We start from the raw sequence: 22,992 nt of genomic DNA, 5'->3' as shown, positions 1-22,992 counted from the left end.
ACACTCGTAACCTAGTGATTATCAGCTATACAACGCCTTTATTAATACGAAACTCGTGTTACGGAAAAGAAACTACAGGCAATCTCTTCATTTAAATCTTTAGTATAAATTACTAAATCATCATTTATATCAAAAATTTTATATTCTTGTGAGTTAATTTCAATTTACATAGTTTATTTACTTTGTTGATTATTTTGGTGTAAAGCAATATTTTTATTGGGAAGAGTATAGCTAGGTGCAGCTATTTTTGTCTTAGTACTTATATTTTTTTAATATCTTATCACTTGTTAAGTTTAATTTTGGTTCATTTTTTGTTTTATTACTACTAAAAATATTTATGAACAAATCTTTTATTTTTTGTACACTTTTTTGTATCCAGGATTTTTTAATATTACTATCTTGTTGTTAGGTAGAATGAGTGAGTGCTAATGTTTTATTAATTTTTGAACGTGCACTTTCCAACAGATTTAAATTGTTAGATAATAAATAATCAGTTTTAGCTATTAAATTATTTACAATTTTTGTTTGTTCTTGACCATTTAGATTCAATTCGTGAACTCGATTACTAATATTTTTAGTTACTATATTTTTTACTAATTTTGGATTAGTTTTTTGAATTTCCTCTGCTACTTTAGTAAGTGGTCTTGATATTTGATTAGATTGCTATGTGTCCATAGAATTGGGATTTTGATTAGATCCTAATAAATATTGCTGAATAATATGTTTTTGTTGGATTTCATTTAAAGAGCGATTAGGTATGTTTTTATTTTTAATTAGATCAAAAGCTTTATAAAGTGCAGGAGTATTACTTCCTATACTTAAATGTACTTGTCTAACAGCGGTTGTTTTATCCTCTCTACCCGGAACAGTTACTTGTTATTGGATCAAATATAATTCTTGATGGAGCTCCCTTGTCTTCTATATCTGCAGATTTTATATTTACGTTAGAGTGGTTATTTAATTCTTGTGTTACTTTACGAATATTACCCCATCTGATACCGCAATTGATACTGCAGATCTATCACGCCATCTTACTAAATAGGCTTCTAATTTAATATTAGGAGGAAAGTTGCTTATTATTACATCATGTGTTAAAGAACTAGCATCAGTAAATCTGTCAACATGTGCTAATGCAGTTTTTTTAGTTAATGGATCATGTAAAATTACAGCAATGCATTGTTGAATGTTATCAGTGCCTATCTTTTCTTTATCAGAAAAACCAACTTTATGCTGTTCCACACGAACAGCTTCATAATCAACTATACCTTGCTGTAACGAGTAAGCATATGCATACTGCATTAAGATTTTCTTTACGGTTTTGAGTTTTATAAGCAGCTCCTAAAGCTAATCTTGCCATTAATTCTTTAGCTTGCTCATTATTAGCTTGGCTTTTTATTAAAATTGCTTCTTGCTTTTTAATAAATTTATCTAGTGTTCCTTGTTGTTGATGTGCAGTGACTAAATTCTTTGTATGAATTTTCTGCATTATAATATTGCTTTGCTTCAAAAGAATTCTCTATGCTATCTTGAAATTTTTGAATAGCATTATCAAACATTCCCAGCTGTTGATAGCTACGTCCTATTATAATAGTATTAATATAGGGAAGAAAATTACTGTCAGTTTGACCTATAGCAATTTGTTCAGCTTGTTGTAGTTGTTTAAGAGAAACAAGATGATGGCCTTTGTTTTGTTATATAATTTTAATTCTTCATTATACAAAAAAGCTGCTTGATTATGATCAATTTGCTCCTTTGTACTTAATGGTTTTGGAGTAAGATTACTAATATATTCAGGAAAAACTTGAAGGCAACTCTCCTAATTTTTTAATTAGTCCGGTGATATTACCTTGAACTGGCTTCCCATTAATAAGCATAGTAGTTTAATTAATTTATATTTTTATATAAAACTCTGTTATTTAATAAAAATCAAGCATTAGCTAATACTTAGCTACAAAATAATTATCTCTTGACACTAGGGGAGTATTGCTTTATATTTTTTATCTATTGTATATACTCAATGAACTTCAAAAATTGGCTATGTCGTTCTACAAGATCTGCGGTGCTCACGTATTAAGTATACGCGTTCCTCGGCTTGTGAACTTCTTAGCTCTTTTTAAGTTGATCTTCGTATATGACTCTTCATTTACTTGAAGTATATTTTATAAGTTTTAAGGTATTTAGCTTATGTCTCGTAAGTGCGAACTCACAGGTGTTGGTGTTTTATACGGCAACAATGTATCACATTCTCAGCGTAAAACTAGAAGACGTTTTGAACCTAATCTAAGATCGGTTAAGTTTACAAGTGATATAACAGCTGGGGAATATAGATTATCGGTTAATGCTAGATGTATTAGTTCAGTGGAAAAAGCCGGGGGCTTTGATGCATATATTCTAAAAGCCGATGATAATGTTTTATCAAGTAACGCTAGAGCTATTAAGAAAAAAATAATTCAGACTAAAACGGCAAAATCATTATGAAAAGCGGTATACATCCAGAATATAAAAAGTTTTTGATTAAAGTAGGAAGCAATGTTTTTGAAACAATGTCTACTCATCCTACAGGTGAAATTTTAATGGATGTTGATTTTAGAAAGCATCCGGCATGGAATAAAGATTCCGGAAATGTAGTAAATCAATCGAACAAAAGTGTTAGTGATTTCAATAAAAGATTCTCAGGTCTTTTTTTCGGTAGTAAGAAAGAAGCTAGCTAGGCTTTGTTTGTGGATAACAAGTCGTCATTGCGAGCAGGCATTGTTGCGTGGACCGGTTTTGTCGTCATTGCGAGGGACTTGCATAGCAATTGACGAAGCAATCCAGTAAACAATTCTGATTTATAGAATTTTTTTATTATTTTTTCTGGATTGCCGTGTAGTCTACGACTACTCGGTATCTAGTATCTACGCAAGAATGACACTAACAATATTCACGTAGTATTGGACTAAGTCAAAATATAACACAGATAAATCGTCAATTCTCAATTATTGCGGGGTGGAGCAGTTCGGTAGCTCGTCAGGCTCATAACCTGAAGGTCGTTGGTTCAAATCCAGCCCCCGCTACCATATTTTTAATGTCATGCTAGCTCACTTATAGCGTTATTGAAGTGTACTGATGCCATTCCTAACTCAGTGTTGTTGCATGGTTACGAAAGCAAATTATGACTACTCAGAAAATAGTGCCTACAAAGTCAACTGATGGCAGTAAGCTTTTTCGTCATCAAGCTAAATTTGTAGCCGGTGCTATGAATATAAATCAAATCCCCAATTTTTCATTACCGGAAATTGCTTTTGTCGGTAAGTCAAATGTCGGCAAATCAAGCCTAATAAACACGATATGTAATAATAAAAATCTTGCTAAAGTTTCTAATACTCCAGGGCGTACTAGGCAAATCAATTTCTTTAACCTTGCAGATAAATTTATTATAGTTGACCTTCCCGGTTATGGTTTTGCTAATGTTCATATATCAGTCAAAGAGCAGTGGGGAGTATTAATTAGTTATTATTTACGAAATAGTTATAATTTAAGGTTAGTTAACTTATTGATTGATTCAAGAAGGGGTATAAAAGAAAATGATAAGAAAGTAGCTGATCTATTACTTGCAAATAAAAGAGAATTTCAAATTATTTTTACAAAATCTGATAAAGTTACGGATCATAAAAACCTTAACGATGAAGCACAGAATTTTCTTGCAACTTTAAACTACTCATGTAATGTTGTGTATGTAAGTAGTAGGAGTAAAGAAGGTGCAAGAGAACTTAAAGCTAGTTTGGCAAAATGCATCAAACCTCAAAAATAAAGAGGTAGATAGTATTTCTTCATTAAATAATATTGCTATAATTAAGAATATAATAAAGTGTAGTAGTGAGTTGAAGAATCAAGCAATAGTTCTAAAATTACCTACTACTATTATTATTGACGATAAATTATTTACGGCTTTTATTGAATCTGTTAGATTGCTTGAGATGTGCGGTGCTAAAATATATATAGTACATGATCATATTGATTTACGAAGTTCGTCTTTAATATCACAAATAGATGAAAATTTTAGTCAAAAAATTAGTAAAATAAGCGACTATAGTTCTCTAAATAATCCTATTATTATGGAAATTTTATCCAGTTACGTTAACAAGCTTATAGTAACAAAGTTAAGTAGTATAGGTTGTTATGCAGTTGGTATTTCAGGTAAGGATGCTAATTTACTGCAAGCAAAAAAATCAAAACTATCTCACCGAAAAATTGTAAATCATGATGTTATAAATATTGGTTTTTTAAGCGAGCCTATTATGATTAATCCAGAAATTTTATTAAATTTTGCAGATAGTAATATTATATCCGTGATAGCACCGTTTGCGAGCGACGATCAGGAGAAAACGCATTTATTAAATGTTAACTTAACGGTAGCAACAATTGCTTCTGCATTAAGTGTAGAACATTTAATATTGCCATATGAGATATTACAGGTATCCGAGACGTTTCCGTATAATATAAAAATACGAGATATTAACTTGTTGAAATCAATGTTAGATAATAGTAATAATTTCATCGAAGAAGCATTAATTGAGATAGCAGTTAATGTCTTTGAAAATAATAACGGTTACGTACATTTTGTGAATAGTGAAGCACCGAATTCAATATTGTCAACTATGTTTGATATTAATATAAATTAATAGAGGTTTTTTATGGTAGGAGCATTAGCATCCGATCTTTTATTTGTAGGGTTAACTAGACCGCCTATGATATTTGGAGTAAGTATTAAGTTTGCTGCATTAAATATGATAATGACAATGATGGTATTTATTTGGAATAACGGCATTATGATTTTATTCATTGCAGCTGTTTTGCATTTTGTAGCTTATATTATATGTTTTAAAGAACCGAGATTCATAGAGCTATATTTAAATAAAATGTCGAGAACTAACCAATGTCCTAATAAATTTTACTATGGAGCAAATTCGTATAATATTTGAGTTTTATGTCATTCCCGCGTAGGCGGGAATCCAGTGACATTTAATGTCATACCGCACCTTGATCGCGGTATCTTAGGACACACAGTCTGTGATACAAGATCCCGTGGTCCGTAGCCACGGGATGACAACAAGAAATCTGGATTCCCGCCTACGCGGGAATGACATAAAAAGAGGTATAACTGACAAAATAAATCAAAATAGTTAAATCAGGTGAGGTAATGAAGTTATTTAGAACTAGAGCAGCTAAAGAATTAAGGTCTAAACAAGAAAGACCCACTTCGCATTTTATTCCTTATAAATGTCATTGGGATAGTAATACTATTTTAACAAAAGATAATTCTTTATTACAAGTTATTAAAATAAATGGATTTTCTTTTGAAACTGCTGATGATGAAGATCTAGACATTAAAAAGAATATCAGAAATGCCTTACTTAAAAATATGGCTTCGGGAAATATCATTATGTATTTCCATACTATTAGAAGACGTAAAGCAGTAATATTTGACGATACGGAATTTACTTATGATCCTACCGTAAAAGTCCCTAATGATTTTATTACTTATTTAGGTGCAGAATGGCGTAAGAAACATGCTGGGGCTAGGTCGTTTTTTAACGAATTATATGTTAGTATTTTATATAAGCCTGATACTGGCGGTATTGCTATAGTTGAGTATTTTCTAAAGAAGCTTAGACAGAAATCCAATAAAACCGCTTGGGAAAACGATATGAAAGAGATGAAAGAAAATCTTCAAGAAATGTCAACTAGAGTGGTTAATACATTAAGAAGTTACGGAGCAAGATTACTTGGAGTCCGTCAAACGCAGTCAGGTAGTTATTGTGAAATTTTAGAATTCCTTTCATCTTTAATCAATTGCGGCGATTCACCGGGTCCTATAGCATTACCGCGTGGTACTATTGACGAATATTTACCGACTCATCGCTTATTTTTTGATTCTCGTACTATTGAAGCAAGGAGTCCGCTTGGCAAGAAATATGCCGGAATGATCAGTATACTTGAATATGGTCCTAATACTTCGGCAGGAATTTTTGATGGATTTCTGCAAATGCCTTTTGAATTTGTTATGACGCAAAGCTTTGTCTTTGTTAATAGAACAGTAGCGATCGGTAGAATGCAATTACAGCAAAATAGAATGATACAATCCGGTGATAAAGCTACTTCACAAATTGCTGAAATTAATACAGCCCTTGATATGGCCACTAGCGGTGATATCGCTTTCGGTGAGCATCATTTATCGCTTTTATGTTCCGCAAATAATATTAAAGCTTTGGAAGATATATTGTCAATGGCAGCAGTTGAGCTTTCTAATTCAGGAATTCAGCCGGTTAGAGAAAAAGTTAACATGGAACCTAGCTATTGGGGACAGTTGCCGGGAAATATGGATTATATAGTGCGTAAATCCACTATAAATACTCTTAATATGGCTAGCTTTGCCTCACAACATAATTATCCGCTCGGTAAAATTAGAGATAACCATTGGGGAGAATACGTCACAGTACTTGATACTACTTCAGGTACACCGTTTTATTTTAATTTCCATGTAAGGGATGTTGGACATACTCTCATTATCGGTCCAACCGGTGCCGGTAAAACAGTTCTTATGAATTTCTTATGTGCTGAAGCACAAAAATTCAAACCTCGTATGTTCTTTTTTGATAAAGATCGAGGAGCAGAAATATTTATACGTGCTTTAAACGGAGTTTATACAGTAATTGATCCGGGTTTAAAATGCAACTTTAACCCTTTACAGCTTGAAGATACTAGTGAGAATAGAACATTTATTTTAGAGTGGTTTCGCGTGCTTGTAACTTCTAACGGTGAAAGTTTAACTGCACAAGATAATAAAATCTTATCTCAAGCGGTAAGGGGTAATTTTAGATTAGAAAAAAAAGACAGAAGGCTTAGTAATGTTATAGCATTTCTTGGTATTGATACACCAAATAGTTTGGCAAGTAGGATTGCAATGTGGGTCGGTAAAGGTTCACATGCTAAGATATTTGACAATGAAATAGATGATATTGATTTACAAAAAGCAAGAGTATTCGGTTTTGATATGACTGAATTACTTAAAGATCCTGTAAGCCTTGCACCGGTATTACTATATATTTTCCATCGTATTAATATCTCTTTAGATGGGCAGAAAACTATGATAGTACTTGATGAAGCATGGGCTTTAATCGATAATCCGGTATTTGCACCTAAGATCAAAGATTGGTTAAAAGTGTTGAGAAAATTAAATACTTTTGTTATATTTGCTACGCAGAGTGTTGAAGATGCCGCAAAAAGTAGAATTAGTGATACGTTGATTCAACAAACGGCTACGCAGATTTTTTTACCTAATTTGAAAGCTACGGATATTTATCGTAGTGCATTTATGTTAAGTCAGCGAGAATATATTTTAATTAAAACTACCGACCCTACTACACGTTATTTTTTAATAAAACAAGGAATAGATGCCGTAGTCGCAAAAGTTAGCTTAGATGGTATGGATAACATAATCAGTGTTTTATCCGGTAGAGTTGAGACTGTAGTATTGCTCGATCAAATTAGAGAGAAACACGGCAATGATCCGGATAAATGGTTACCTATATTTTATGAAGCAGTTAAAACATTATAGATTCCTGCCTGTTATCCCACGGCTTGACCGCGGGATCTTGTCTCACAGACTGTATTCTGAGATCCCGTGGACAAGCTACGGGATGACATTTTTACAATGCGAGGCAAGTAACTAGTTATGAAATTATTCCCTCGTAGTATACTTATAACATTAGTATTAAGCTTTGCCCTAAATTTAGGGCTAGTTACTAAAACTCATGCTAAAGATACTCTTGATAGCATTGTAGATATTTTGAGTGGCTTAACTTGCGAAACCCAAGGCGTAGGCGATTTACTGCGTACTGAATTTTCTCATACATGTATTGTTGCTCCGTTCTTTACTTTTGCGGTAATGAATCTTGTCTCTCCCGTTTTATACATGAATACGTTTTTAAAGCTTAAAATAAACGACAGTGATTTATTTAACGATAGTAATTTTGGGAATTTCCCTGGAGGTCAATGTACTCGTGAAAACAGAATTGATCCTAAAAATCCAGAATTACGCTTTGCTTTATGTAATAATGCTAAATTAATTGTATCTCGGGCAAAATCTGTTGCAGAATCGGCACTTGCTATTGCTAAAGCCGTCTTAACAGGGAGTGACCCTTGGGATGATATAAAGAAAGCGTGGGCAAATAAAAAAAAGGAATATCATGTTCCATATAGTGGTAAGCCCGGTGATGACGGTTTTGCGTTTGATGTAGGCTTTCCTGTAATATATTGGAAAGTTATTCAAGATAAAGATAGAATATGCGTATCGACAAAAGGATTTACAGGAGACGTTCCCGTCGGCTGTAAATATATGAAAGAGCCGTTTCCAAAATCTATGTATAATAGCTTTATGGATGTAGCAGATAAAGATTTTATTGAGGATCCAAATGAAACTCCTACCGATCCTTTAGCTTTAGTTTCCTGTAGTGCAGCGGGTGATGGATGTTATCAAAAAGCTTATAATGCTTCAAAAACTGCAGTAGTCATGACTTCTCCTCTTATAGAATGTATGAGGCAAATGATTGCTAGATTACTAATTAGTAAAGATGTTTGTAGTTTTGATAATGTAAGCCAAGTGGTTAATTTGGCTTCAAGGCAAGATAGTGCATTCTTTCAGTTTCAAGTAGGAATGTATAAAATAGTTACGGCTTTTCTAACTTTATATGTTATGTTTTTTGGTTTTAAACTATTACTTGCAGGTGAAGTACCGACAAAAAGTGAGTATATAAATTTTATATTGAAAATAATATTCGTAACTTATTTTTCAATAGGAATTAATATAACCCCTGGTAATGGTTCTCCGTATGACCGGTTAGACGGCATGATTCAGTGGGCGTTCCCTTTCTTACTTGACGGTATAAACGGTTTAGCAAGTTGGGTTATGAATGCTGCTCCGTCCGGTTTATGTAAATTTAACAATCTTTCTTATGATGGTACCGTTTCTTATATTGCATTATGGGATGCGTTAGATTGTAGGGTAGCTCATTATTTAGGGCTTGATATATTATCTACGTTACTTGTCGAAAATGCTTATCGCAGTCATGATTTTTTAAATTTTGATTTCTTTAGTTTTAGTGCTCCACCATATATTTATTTGCTAATTCCGGCGATAATTTCCGGTAATATGATGTTGGTGTCACTCGCTCTTTCTTATCCGTTACTTGTGATTTCGGTTGCTGCCTTTATGGTTAATGCAACGATTATGTGTATGATATCTATAGTAATACTCGGTATTTTGGCTCCTCTTTTTGTACCTATGTTTTTATTCGCATATACAAGAAATTATTTTGATAGCTGGGTTAAACTAATGATCTCGTTCTTGCTACAACCTATGGTGGTAGTTACTTTTATGATCACGATGTTTTCGGTATATGATTATGGTTTCTACGGTAAATGTCAATATAAGAGCAAGTTAATTCACAATAGTATAGAAGACAAAATTCAAGGTGGCATTACTTCTAAGAGGGATGTTTTAATATTTTACATTAATAATGATTGGGATGATACGTCACAATATCCTGATAAAGATGCCGTAGAAAGCTGTCAAAATAGTTTAGGTTATATGTTAAATAACCCTATTACCACGGCATTTAACTTTGCAAAAGATAGTGTAAGTGAAATTGTCGATAGTAAACCGGGTAATACCCCTACCGATAAATTTCTTGCTAAATTCCAGTTTTTATCGGGAGTAGTTTTGGGGCCTGGAATGTTTTTCATGTCTCCAAAAGTGCTTTTTGAGAAAATTAAAAATATATTGCTTGCGTTAGTTACGGCATGTTTTACATTGTATTTGATGTATAATTTTAGTAGTCAGCTAGCTGAATTTGCTGCAGATATGACGGAAGGAGTAGCTCTTAATAATGTTGCTATAAAACCGCAAGCAATGTTTAAGGCAGCTATGGCAGTACTTGCTACTACGGGGGCTGCAACTAAGGGTGGCGATCAGATAGCCAGTAGGGGAGGAGTTGGTGATTTAAAAGCTGGTCAAGGTGGAGGAGCAAGTGACTTAGAGGTAGGGAAAGGCGGACTACCAAATGATAATATTGCTGCAAGCGGAGGTACGTCTGCACCTGCGGTAACAACGCCGATAGCTTCGTCTTCTGTAGCAATTTCTAGCCCAAAAACTGTAAGTAATGAAGCAAGATCAGATGTTGTTACTCCTCCTGCTCCTACAGAAGCTGTTTCACCACCGCCTGCTAGTATTAGAACTTCTATTTCTACACCTGTACCACAAAGTAATATTGAAGCTGAAAGTATTGGAAAAATCATAAGAGATAATAATCAAGAAAGTAAAAAAGAGATTGATAATACTCCGCCTTCACAGGAAAAAGTTGATAATGCAGCTCCACAAGAAAAAGTTGAAAGCACAAGTAAAGGTACAGGAGTAATTGATTATAGTTTTAACTTACAGAAACATGATAATCCGATAGGAGTAAAGCAAATACGGGAAAATGCAGAGATGCGTGATAAACGTGCAGAAGTAGAGAAAGCGTGGAACGAATTAGTAGCAAGCGGGGGAGGAAGAATAAGAGACCAGCAAGGCGAAGAAACATCGGAGCGACGTGCGAATGCAGAAAAGAAATGGAATGAATTAGTCGATAGCGGTGTAGTAACTGAGATAAGAGAAAGGGATAATAGTGTCACTCATAAATTTGATAAATTAGCTGATGAACTTAATAAGTTAGAAAAAGCAAAGGTAGAAGAAAATAAAAATATAGAAAACGACAGAAAAGAAGATAATACTACTACGTCACCACAAGAAGAAGTTGACAGTACAAGTAAGGGGTCAGGAATAATTGATTATAGTTTTAACTTAAAGGAACATGATAATCCGACAGGCGTAAAACAGATACGGGAAAATGCAGAGATTCGAGATAAACGTGTAAAAGTAGAAAAAGCATGGAATGAACTAGTAGCAAGCGGAGGAGGAAGAATAAGAGAACAAGAAGGAGGAGAAATATCAGAACGACGTGCAAATGCTGAAAAGGCATGGGATGAGTTAGTAAAAAGCGGCGTAGTAACAGAAAAAAAAGATAATAGTTCTAATGAAAACTCTTAAAACCTTAAAGATATTTATTATAGTTTGTATAGTGTCTGTAAGCTTAGCTAGTTTTGCCGGCTTTGGAGAATCATGTTCTAGTTTACCGACTACTTCAGATGGGTATTTAGAAACGGACACGGCATATGGCTATATAATTCGTAATATTGATATGAAAGATCCGAGAGGTAATTGTAACTCAGTTGCGTCTAGTATAACGTTTTGTTTTAAAAATGTAGAAGGTAGTAGTAGTCCTTGCACCATGTATACTTTAAATGAAGGTGACTCTAAAAAGATTAGTGATTTAAGTACCGATAATAATCCTGATCTTGGAGCAAATCCTGTATTAAAGAATATCGTTTTAACGGTTAAAAAATGGGATAATGATCTATGTTTAGTTATGCCTACGTCAAGGGGACCGATGCCGGTAGCATGTAAATCTTTGAGTGCTACACCGACTCCACCTCCTCCTGAGGATGAGAATTGTAATATAGGAAAAAGTTGCTATACGGGAGCAAATTATAGTCAATCGTTAATTAATTTTTCCGGTCTTGCAGTTCAGTGTTTGAGCGAAACGCTTAATAAAATATTTTTTGCTGGAAAGAGTTGTAGTGCTCAAGATCAAAATTCTAGAATAACTAATCTTGCTGCTTTTTCTACGTTTCAAGGTTATTTAAAGAGAATTATAGGTGCGGCATTAATTCTTTATACTATGTTTTTTGCCTTTAATATGGCTCTAAATACAGAATATGCAAGTACTGAAAAAATAGCTCTTTTTGTAATAAAATTCTTATTTGTTGCTTATTTTTCTATCGGTCTTGGACCTTTAGATTTTAGCGGCGGTCAGCCGACAAAAGAAAACGGTATGTTAAAATATGGATTACCTCTTTTGACAGGAGCAGCACCGGACTTTGCACAGATGATCTTTAATGCAGCAGGTTCTAGAGGATTATGTCAATTTGATAATTCAAAGTATAAGGACGGTTACAAATTTTACGGTTTATGGGACGCGATTGATTGCCGTATAGGTTATTATCTTGGCTTGGATTTACTTTATAATATAGATAAGAATGGAGTGTTAGGGAATGTGATCGGCAATGGTCCCCGTGGTAATAATACACCTATACCTAATTTTGATCCTGACGGCAAAAATGACAGACCGAAGGATTTAAGTAAAGCAGGAGCACTTAGATTTTTTACCGTTATGTTTGGATTCTTTATGGCTGGAAACGTTATTATACTTGCAGCAGGTTTAGTATTTTCTGTAATATTTTTATCTATACTTTTATATTTTATTACGCATTATTTAGTTTGCATGATTACTATTTACGTTATGACATATATTTCTCCTATATTCATTCCTATGGCTCTATTTACTCGTACAAAAGCTTATTTTGACGGGTGGCTAAAAGTATGTATTTCATGTGCATTGCAGCCGGCAGTAGTAGCAGGTTTTATAGCTTTATTAATAACTATGTATGATTCCGCAATATTTAAAAATTGTGAATTCCTTAGATATGATTATGAAAAAGGGGATATTAGATTTAGTACTTTTGAGTTAAGGCTTCCTGTCGGCGGGGCAGATAAATGTCAGGAAAGTTTTGGATATAAAATGTTAGAATATTATGCAGGTGAAGGTTGGGAAGAGCATTTATTGATACTTTTTCCAATAAAATCAATTGTTAGAGATGTTGTATCTATTTTAGCAGAACTTTTATGCGTATTAGTATTTTCGGTTATTTTTTATTACTTCTCTAAATCTATAGGGCGATTTGCTTCTGATTTAACTAATGGTCCTAATATGGATGCAGTAACGGCAAGTCCAACTAAAATCGTTGATTTAGTAAAGAAAAGAGCAGCTTTCCTTAAGGATGTTGCTATGGCTTTGCAAGGTAAGCGGCCGGTAGGAGATAAGCCGGATGTTAGAGGTAAGCGTAAAGAGGGAGAGCAGCAATGCGGGGATTCAGAAAGCGGTACAGGCAAAGGATTAGCTGATTTAGCAAGCGATTCTGGTGGAGGTAAATGATAGAATATGCAGGGTAACTTATTAAAAGTTTTAGGAGTACTTGCTATAGTAGCAACGTTAGTTTGCTTTATTTTTGCAGCACTTGGTATGATAGGAGCAGTAAAAGTTGGTGACGGCTGCTACATGAGATATGCGTTGGACGGTAAAGGAGGGGCGGATTCAATAACCGGTACTATAACCCTTAATGCTAATGCTAATTATGTAAACACTTCTAAGATGTTGCCCGACGGCACGACTCGGCTTATTCCTGATCCTACTCGTTACGGTGAATGGCTAAATACTCAGGTGCTAGTAGAAAACGGCCAACCGGTGAATTTACAAGTGGTAGGTCAGATTAGTTTGTGTTTAGCTTATATACCGAAAGATAATTTACAACGTACAGGGGCTGGATCTAATTTAGACGATAACGGTCAAATGATCTCGATTCCTCGTATTAACGATGCAAATAATCCACCTGTCTCTCTAATAATGGATGCAAAAAATAATGAATGGCGTAATATTGCCGAATTATACGCTAATGATAGAGTTTTAGTTTCCGTATCTCCTAATTTTGCCAATACGGATGCGACAGTTAAGGATATTTTTAAAGGTGCTGAAGTTACGAAAGATTGTTCAGAGAATAAAACTACTTATAATCCAATTTGTGGAAAATATTCTGTTTATTCAGGTGAGTATGTCAATGCTTGCGAGTTAAAAGAGAAGTATTGGAATTGTAAAGTTACATGGAGGTGCCCTAACTGGTTTGAGCAAGTAGGTTGCGACTGGGGAGCATTAGGCTGTAATCCTAATTGTGATAAGAAACCAGAATGTAAAGAGAAATGTATGGCTTGGGTTAATATAACTAGACCAGCACCAGAAAACTACCTAGATGATGAGAGTTTTACATTTTCGTGGTCTGACGACACAGGTAAATTATTTACCGACTATTCAGCCCTTCAATGTTCTAATAATGCTAATATTCCTCCAAATGGTCAATGTCCTGATAGTGTTAGCGATCGTAATCCAAAAGATAAAGATTATATTGGAGGTGTAAATTGTACTTCGGGAATATGTAGCGATGGAGATTTTCAAAAGAATCGGAGATTTTGGTATACGGCGGACGGTAAAGGAGGCAAAGGACCAACTGGATTAATATATCAAATGAATGATGTGGGTTCTGTAAGTCAAGCTCTGCCTTCTAAGCTAGAATTTGCTAAATTTGTTGCAGATACAGATCAACCGTCTGACTATAAAGATAAAGACGGTAAATATTTATATAAAGTTATATATAATATACCTTTTAACAGTAATATTGCAAAAAGTTATTTACAATATAGGCTGTGGTCTCCTACCTCACAAGATAGTAGTAAGAATACGGGAGGATACGTTTTAAATATTAAACAGACTAAATGCTATAGAGAAAACGGTAATAGCTTTAACGATACTTTTGCTGATCGAGGACGAGTGCAATACATAATAGTAAAGCCTTCGGAAAACCCGAATACTAGCGGTAAAACCTATTCACCTCAAGGAATTAGCGTTGATAGTGAAGGTAAATATAGCTTTAACGCAAATGAGGCGGGTTATATATGGATGAAAATTCTAAATGATCCTGGTAATAATTTAAGGGACTATAAAGATAGTGAAGGTAGCTATAAAGTACATTTCTCAACATCCTTGAAAGTAGGAAGTTTTACTATTAAAGTAATGAATCCGTTACTTCAGTTATTTAAAACTAAAGTGCAAGGGGCTGCTACTTCTATTTTTAAAAATATGGTATGTTATAAAGCTAATGATAGCTCGTCCTGTACTAACTTTTTTACCTATATTAAAGCAATTTTAATTCTGTATGTGATGACTTACGGAGCAATGTTTTTGCTTGGTTTTGCTAAGATAAACCAAAAAGAGCTAGTAATTAGAATAGCAAAAATCGGGGTAGTTAGCGGACTTATGAACGGTAATACCTTTGAATTTTTCAATAACTATCTTTTTGATGCAATTACCAATTTTTCAGACTCAATTATTGCTAATATGAGTGGATATAGTTTGTTTACTTCTACTAATACTATTTCTAATCCTTTCATGTTTTTAGATGCAGTAATGAGTAAAATATTTTTTAGTCAAACCTTTATTGCTCAATTACTTGCACTTCTTTCTCTTGGGCTTAGCGGTATTATATATTTTATAATTACTTTTATTGCGGTTGGTATAGTAATTATTACGGCATTTAGAGCTGTTGCCGTTTATATTATGGCATTTATGGCAACTTGTATATTAATCGGTATAGCGCCTTTATTTATTAGTTTCTTATTATTTGATTTTACTAGGTATTTATTTGATAATTGGGTGAGGTTTACGATCCGCTATATGATAGAACCGGTAGTTATGATGGCAGGTATTATAGTGCTAACACAGCTATTTACCATTTATCTAGATTTTGTTTTAGGTTATAGCGTGTGTTGGAAATGTGCTTTACCGATAAAAATTCCGTTTATCGGTACTATTTTACCTATTGCATTGCTGAATGTACCTATCTTCTGTATTAATTGGTTTGCCCCTTGGGGAATGGATTATATGTCGGGTATGATGGGAGTAAATATGCAAAATATCGTAGCTCTAGTTATTATTGCTTACGGTATGTATGGTTATGTCGAATTTTCAGGACGTATGGTAGTAAAATTAACTAGTGCTGTTGGGCCTTCTGCTACTGAAATTGGTGGTAAAATGTCTCATGATGCAGGACAAAAAGCATTAAGTCCAATAGGAATGGATGATAAAACAAGACAAGGTATTACCGGCAGAGCAGAAGCACGATTAAAACAACGCAATAAGACATTAGATCAGGCTGAGAAAAATAGGAAAAATACGCCAAAAGAATGGGGCAAGAAGACAAATGAAGAACCACCTAAACCTGAAACACCGAAATAGAGGGTGAATCGAAAATCGTCATTGCGAGGAAATTATGAAATAATTGACGAAGCAATCTCAGGAGTTATTTCATGAGATTGCCGCGCAAGCCATACGGCTGCTCGCAATGACGTGTTGGATAACAATTTAAAATTATGAAAATTCTTAAGAGTTTAGTTTTATTAGTTTTGTTTATGGCGATGCCAGCTAAAGCCAATGATGCTTTTTCATGGATGTCAACCAGTTTTGGTGGGTTGAAAAGCTTATTTGGTTGTTTAGAAGTGCCTGAATTTACAAGTTTTCAAGAGGGTAATATAGGAATTAGTTTATCTACAGCCGGAATTTGGCAATCAACAGGTAACACTGTTGCGAAAGGTAAATTGTTAAAAATAAATTGGTCTACTTCAGGTATTACTCTTGAACCTAGAAAATATCTAGTATTATATAGAATTGATCCAAGGTTTAGTACGCCGCAAGTTTTCATTAAAACTTATAATTATTCTAAATTACAATTTGAAGCTTTAGGATTTCCTCGTTTTGTTACGGACAATAACAGTGAAACACCGGGTGCTATACCGCCTGATAAAGACCTTGATGCACTTTCATTTACTAAAATGTCTGATTCTGTTAAATATTTTAACTATTCTAACGGTAATTCGAAAATTGAAGTTAAGGCCGGTGATGTAGTAAATATTAGTTTAGTTGGTAAAGATAATTTTTTTAGTCCTAATACTCCAAAACTTCCTAATACCGTAGATAATATTTTAACACAGGAACTTGATAGCTCGATATTCGCTGCTTCTGCACTTTATACTCAAAGTAACCTTGGAAATTTTGATAATAGAATAATTTACTCTTCTGCAGAGCAGGTGTGTAATATAATAGATGAGGAAAGGAAAAGTGTATGTAGCGGCATGGGTACTGCTACAAAGTATAAAAATACCGATAATGGAGTAATAGTCGGTAAGCCTATGATAACGGGAGCGGTACAATATTTCATGGATTTAATTAATGCTTGTCCTGCTAATGCCGTTATAAATACTAGCCCTGCTTGCTATTACGATCAAGGTAGAGGGATGATAATTAAAGTAGGCGGGCAGGTTATTAAGGGACGAGATCAGAGTTTTGTAAATTCAGGCAGCACTCAAAGTAGCTTTATATATTATCAAGCCACTAGCGGCGGTATTATGGATTTTACTAGTGATTGGCAAGTTAGTAACATGTTTAGTAATTCAGTTTTAATGAGTGATTGGAGCCAAAATTTTTCAAATTATGCTAGTTTTGTAGATTATATAAATAAGAATGATTGGTCAGCTAATTTTTTATATTTTGGTCGTTATTCGATGATTGTTGAAATAGGTAATGGGGCAAATTCAATTAATCCTGATGATCAACAAAATATAAAGTTAGAATATTTAATAACATCTGATGGTACGTTACCTGATCCATCTGTTCGTGGTACGCCGGTAGATTATAACTTTGCGGCTGATGCACCGCAAGATGGATATTTATGGTTAAGGGTGGTAAATCCTAATAGTAATATACAAGGGGTAGTTAGTGTAAATTATGCTAATTATACCGGTACAACTTGGTTTTCTGATATAATATATAACGGTGCTATTAAACCTATTACCGATCAGTTTAGAACTTTTAGTCAAAACTTTTATATTAAGTTAGTTAAAAATTCTGCAGTGCAGAATTTAGCTAAAGCTGCATTAACCCTTTATGTTACTATATTTGGGCTAATGTTCGTTGCAGGAGCATTAAAATTAACTGCCGTAGAAGTAATAACACGTATATGCAAAATAGCTATAGTAGCTTTTTTAATTAGAGAAGAAAGTTGGAGCTTCTTTAATACATACTTCTTTAGTGCATTTACTGACGGTATTGATTTCTTTGTAACTAACGTAGTAGGTGCTACAAGCTCTAGATCTAATATTTTTGGTTTTATTGATCCTATATTTGATAAATATACTAATGGTAGAATTTGGGGATTACTATTTATTGAATTATTGCAAATACATAATGGTTTAGCATTTATCGCTATTATAACCATTTATTCACTTATTACTTATTTTAGAGCTATTTTAGAAGTTATAATAGGTTATGTTATTGCATTCATAGGGGTAACTGTTATGATTTCATTGGCACCGTTTTTTATAATATTAATGTTATTTGAAAAAACTAAAAGTTTATTTGATAATTGGATATCGACATTGCTTAGCTATGTAGTGCAGCCGACAATATTATTGATTTTCTTTTTATTGATAGATCAGGTTTTATCTGAGCAGCTTTTAAAAGTGGTAGTTAGAGCCTGTTGGGATACTCTTATACCAATAAAAATAGGGCTTGATTTAACAAATCTTGGTATTCCGATTCATTTCTCTTTTACATTACCGTTCTTACCCGGAATACCTTTCTATGTACCGGATGTTCCGGAAATTAGTAGCTCGAATATTCTAACGAACAATGCTAATACTTTCTTAGTGTTATTTACTACGTCTTTATTATTTTATTCATATTGCTTGATGTCATATGGTTTAGTAACTTTTGTAAATATAGTAGTTGGAATGCTTACAAATGTTACACCGGCACGAATATCAGGAAATTATCAAGAACGTTCTGATCCTGTGGGAGCCGTTATGCAGGATATAGATTCGGTAACAAAACCGGTTAAAAAGGCTGCAATAGCTCCGGCTAGAGTTTTCAAAGACAAGATAATTGATCAAAATTATAAAGCTAGAAAACCTGAAGGAGGTGGTGAATTTACAAATAAATTTCTTGCTGAGCGTAATGATGTGAAGAAAGAAGAAGGAGAGAAGAAAAAATAATTGTAAATATTTTCATCGTCATTGCGAGGAAATTGCATAGCAATTGACGAAGCAATCTCAGGAATTTAGTACTGCTTCATGAGATTGCCACGCGCTCCCTATGGTCGCTTGCAATGACGTTGAAATTGAGACATATGGAAATAACACATAATAAATGAACAAAAATATTTTTATTACATTATTAATATCGCTATTGCTGCTTTCCGGTTGTACTGGCGATACTTGTATTGACCCTGATGATTTCGGTTTTATCAAATTCAATGTCTCTTCTAGATATGATCCAGAAGAAATTACTTCAAGACAGGAAGGTGATCAGGTAGCACCATGGCGTGATAGTGCTTATAAAGTAAACGGCTATCCTTTAACCGTTATGGTAAGACCATGGAGTTATATACTTGGCAATAAAAATACTTCAGGTCAATTATCTGCATGGTGTCCATGGTATGGTCAAAAAAATAACACAACTACTTTGGCTGCTTTTTGCGTTAAGCTACAACCTTGTACTTTTTGGGATAATGCTAGACTTGATATGTGTACTCCTAATCCCGCAAATCAAAATGATGCAATGATTAGTAATGCTCCATGTATAATGACAGACGGTGTCGGGCTTTATTTTCTTATTGCCGCTAAAAATACCGATCCCAATATTTCACCGGACTCACAGCGTAAACCGCAAGGTATAACTCAGCATTTAGGAGAGCTTACTTCGAGTGTAGGCTATGAATTTTATAGTATTAGTAGTACAGGACAATTCTTGAAAGCCGGCGGTATAAATTATCAATATAAAGGTGAAGATAAGTCAAAATATACTCAATCTCCTCTTTATTTTAAGATTATAGATAAATTTTATGATGATAATAGCGGGCAATATAGATTAGTAATAAAGTCCGGAGTTACTGATACTAGACCCGATCCGCTACAATTTTTAACGGATTTAATAAAAGGAGTATTATTTGGTAAGGATGGGATTATAAAGAAAACTTATCAACAAATAATTGATACGTCGGGTTATAGGATGAGTGTCTCGGCTATTTTAACTCTATATATAATGTTTACGGGCTTTTCCTTTTTAATAGGTAATATAAACCTTACTCATGTTGAACTTATAGTTAGAATATTAAAAGTTAGTATAGTCTCAATATTATTAAGTACGGATAAAGCTTGGACATTTTTTCATGATTATTTATTCGTATTTTTTATTGATGGGGTTCAGCAAATACTGCAAATAATTAATGAAGCTTCGGCTACCGGTCCCGGTTCTCAAAGCTTGCTTGGGTTACTTATTTCTCCTCAAACTTTATCTAAATTATTTTCTTTACTATTTGTTGATTGGCTTGGTTTTATATATATCATTCTATATTTAATAGCCTTATATTTTATTTTCTTTCTTATATTTAAAGCCACTATTATCTATCTAACCGCTCTTATAACTATCGGTATGATCATAATTATGGGACCGATATTTATTTGTTTCATGTTGTTTAATATAACTCGTTCGTTATTTGAGAATTGGTTAAGACAATTAATATCATATGCATTACAGCCTATAATTTTATTTGCCGGTATCGCTTTTATTTCAATGATCATCAGAACCGAAATATATTCAACGCTTGGTTTTGCGGTATGTAAACATGATTTTCCTAATTTAGGTCCGATAAATGAAATATTCGGTAGTTTCCTTGAGGATATAGATCCAAGCCTGGGTCATTCAATATTTTATTGGTGGTTCCCAGTACCGATGAAAGGCGGTATAAATAATTTCCACAAAGCAAATATATTAGTTCCTGAAGATCATATAATAGTAGATGATTCTTGTAAGAATGACCCTGATAAATGTAAGCATTGTGCTGCGTATGAATGTATAGATGAACGCTATATTGAATTACCGTTTTTAGATTTAGTTAAAGATGCAAAAAGAATTAGTAATTTTATAAATGGGAAATTTGTCCAACTTGACGGGATATTACTAATTTTTGTGTCTATTTATTTGCTAAGTAAATTTAACGATACTGCTATATCGACGGCACAATTTATTGCCGGTACTTCAGGTAATTTAACAGACATACAAAAAGTTAATCAGCAATCTTATGAATCTGCAGCGAAACAAATGAATAGACCGCTAAATTATGTGGCTAAGACGGTAAGTGCGCCTGTAACTAGCCGTGTAAGTGCAGGGAAAGAGCAAGCTCGTATGTTCTTTGCCGAGAAATTTGAAAATATGATGATGAGAAGGCTTGAAAAGCAAGCTCTCGGTTCTTCAGCAAATAAAACCGTACAAAATGAGGTTAAGAGAAAATACGGTATAGATTTTAAAGATGTAAAAATGAATGCTATTACAGATTATGAAAACGGTATTGCAGGATTATTAAAGAATTTACCTAAGGGGAATGAATTAAAAGCAAAAGAACTATCGCAAATGAAGTTTACTCAGCTTCGAGATAAAATTGTTGCAAATAAATATGGAGTGAAAGATTACGCCGCTTTAAGTAAAGAACAAAAAGCTGAGCTTGATAAGTCATTAAAAGATGCTAAGTTACGTGAACTCGCTAGCGATGCAAACTTTACTAGAGATTATCAAGATGCTTATAAAAATGCTCACCAAGAAATGTCAGGGCGAGGTGTTGGTCTGTTCGGTAAGAATATAGGAGTGCTTAGAAGCTGGCAAGAGATAGAGCATCGTGTTGATACAAAACGTAAATTAAAAGAAGAAAAGCGTGTAGGTATAGGCGAAAAAATATATGCAGGTTATACAGGAATAAAAAGAGGAGCTTTAACTGCAATAGTCGGTAAAGATTTACGTGATGCTTATGAGGGTAATCTAACCAGTGCTGAATGGCATGATTTTGAATATAACGATCCAAGGCTTAGAACTTATAGCGAAAAATTAAAAGATGATGAAAAAGCACGAGAACACGAAGAGCTCCAAATGCATATTAATAAGGAAGCGCTAGCTGCTCAAGCAGATATATTATCACCGGAATATCTAGCAAGACTAGAAAAAGCAGGTAGACATAGTGATGTGGAATATTATCAAGAATTAGCTCACAGAAAGCTTATTCATGAGGTGCATGGTAGGTTATTTGAGGAAGGTGAACCGGTAATGATGGGCGACAGATTTATGCGTGAGAAAGCTACTGATTCTCAGATGCGAGATATGATAGATAACGCTCATAGAAAACATGCAGAATTTATAGATGGAGATCGATATATTCGTCGCCAAGAGCATTATGATATTATGCACGAGAAAGCCCAGGAAAATTTAGAGCAAACTTATAAAGAGCTTAAAAATCATTTCAAAAGAGATGATATCAAGATCGAAGAAATGCCGGCATTAATAGCACAAAAAGTTAAAGATACCGCTGAGGGAGCTGAAATAGACCAAAAGATTATGGAAGAGCTTAATAACTTTAATGCTGATGTTAAAAATTATGAATATAGTACCGAAGTATTAAATAAAATAGAGGATAGAAAGCAAGTCATTACCGATGAAGTTAATGCTCAGATTGATCAGATTAATAAATATAGAGAAAATGCCAAAATGCAAACCTATGTAAAGCCTATAGTAAACAAGGGTAGAAAGCTAAGAAAATTAGAAGATCATTTAAGAAATGTGAAGTAGAATAACTAATAGTTGTTTTTTAAACAATTATAGTATATAGAATATGTAAAAACAAAAATATTTGTGAACGATCAAACTAAAAATGGTTCTGAAGAACTCAAGTATTTATCATCAGATAAAAGCTTAAAACCGCAAAAAGTTGGAAGAAATATTTACAGAACTAAGCTCAAATCCTACTAATGATTTTTTTTCTGAAGGAAGAGAAGATTCTCAACCGCAAGAACGAAATTGGAAATTATTTAAATGATTGATATATAGCTCTTATGTCATTCCTGCAAAAGCAGGAATCCAGAAAAATAACTTCAATATTGATACAGAAGTTACATATTTGATGAAATAAGCATATAAGAAACAAGTTTTTTTATGCTTTACTGGATTCTCGTTTCCGTGGGAATGACATTAAGGGTATTTTCCGAACTACGCAACAATGCCTACACGGATTCGAATATATACTGTTGCGTTAATAGCACTTAAGCAATGCCGGAAAACAATAATTAGTTTTCCCTTTATTAATTAATATATA

The 22,992-nt window shown here is 33.7% G+C and carries 11 protein-coding genes, 1 tRNA gene and 1 pseudogene; 12 read left to right on the top strand and 1 reads right to left on the bottom strand.

The features are described 5' to 3' along the window. Positions 1-856: 856 nt before the first annotated feature. Positions 857-1,357: pseudogene (locus AB4K15_RS01300) on the bottom strand (hypothetical protein). Positions 1,358-2,184: 827 nt separating this feature from the next. Here AB4K15_RS01300 and rpmB point away from each other — a divergent pair. From rpmB to AB4K15_RS01240, 12 genes are all read left to right on the top strand, one after another. Continuing rightward, positions 2,185-2,478 (top strand): 50S ribosomal protein L28, encoded by a 294-nt coding sequence (gene rpmB, locus AB4K15_RS01295; protein ID WP_004996729.1) that lies wholly within the window; start codon positions 2,185-2,187, stop codon positions 2,476-2,478. Then, complete coding sequence (rpmE, locus tag AB4K15_RS01290) at positions 2,475-2,711, top strand: 50S ribosomal protein L31 (RefSeq protein ID WP_032073822.1); 237 nt, start codon at positions 2,475-2,477, stop codon at positions 2,709-2,711. Before rpmB ends, rpmE begins: the two co-directional genes overlap by 4 nt. A 271-nt stretch (positions 2,712-2,982) precedes the next feature. Continuing rightward, positions 2,983-3,059 (top strand) — tRNA-Met (locus AB4K15_RS01285). A 95-nt stretch (positions 3,060-3,154) separates the two neighbouring features. Beyond that, entirely contained in the window at positions 3,155-3,793 is a 639-nt protein-coding gene (yihA, locus tag AB4K15_RS01280; RefSeq protein WP_032073823.1) for a ribosome biogenesis GTP-binding protein YihA/YsxC, read from the top strand. Further along, positions 3,741-4,664, top strand: a complete 924-nt coding sequence (locus AB4K15_RS01275) for an amino acid kinase family protein (RefSeq protein WP_500225650.1) — start codon at positions 3,741-3,743, stop codon at positions 4,662-4,664. The genes yihA and AB4K15_RS01275 overlap by 53 nt, the downstream gene beginning before the upstream one ends. Positions 4,665-4,676: 12 nt before the next feature. Further along, positions 4,677-4,964, top strand: coding sequence for a type IV secretion system protein VirB3 (locus AB4K15_RS01270; RefSeq protein ID WP_032073825.1), 288 nt, complete (start codon positions 4,677-4,679; stop codon positions 4,962-4,964). 218 nt (positions 4,965-5,182) lie between these two features. Next, a complete protein-coding gene (locus tag AB4K15_RS01265) occupies positions 5,183-7,600 on the top strand; it encodes a VirB4 family type IV secretion/conjugal transfer ATPase (RefSeq protein ID WP_032073826.1) in 2,418 nt (805 codons plus the stop codon). 117 nt (positions 7,601-7,717) lie between these two features. Next, complete coding sequence (locus tag AB4K15_RS01260; protein WP_032073827.1) at positions 7,718-11,128, top strand: type IV secretion system protein; 3,411 nt, start codon at positions 7,718-7,720, stop codon at positions 11,126-11,128. Next, entirely contained in the window at positions 11,115-13,133 is a 2,019-nt protein-coding gene (locus tag AB4K15_RS01255) for a TrbL/VirB6 family protein (protein ID WP_032073828.1), read from the top strand. Before AB4K15_RS01260 ends, AB4K15_RS01255 begins: the two co-directional genes overlap by 14 nt. Positions 13,134-13,139: 6 nt before the next feature. Further along, entirely contained in the window at positions 13,140-16,040 is a 2,901-nt protein-coding gene (locus tag AB4K15_RS01250) for a TrbL/VirB6 family protein (RefSeq protein WP_500225218.1), read from the top strand. A 134-nt stretch (positions 16,041-16,174) separates the two neighbouring features. Then, the gene (locus AB4K15_RS01245) at positions 16,175-18,850 is read left to right on the top strand and encodes a TrbL/VirB6 family protein (protein ID WP_032073830.1); all 2,676 of its coding nucleotides are present in this window, start codon (positions 16,175-16,177) and stop codon (positions 18,848-18,850) included. A 154-nt stretch (positions 18,851-19,004) separates the two neighbouring features. Next, positions 19,005-22,469 (top strand): TrbL/VirB6 family protein, encoded by a 3,465-nt coding sequence (locus AB4K15_RS01240; protein ID WP_500225646.1) that lies wholly within the window; start codon positions 19,005-19,007, stop codon positions 22,467-22,469. The last annotated feature ends 523 nt before the right edge of the window (positions 22,470-22,992 follow it).

It is taken from the genome of Rickettsia aeschlimannii, assembly GCF_047973405.1.
GTDB classification, from domain to species: domain Bacteria; phylum Pseudomonadota; class Alphaproteobacteria; order Rickettsiales; family Rickettsiaceae; genus Rickettsia; species Rickettsia rickettsii.
Note: the sequence above shows the minus strand (reverse complement) of the source record. Positions and strands in the feature narration are given on the sequence as shown.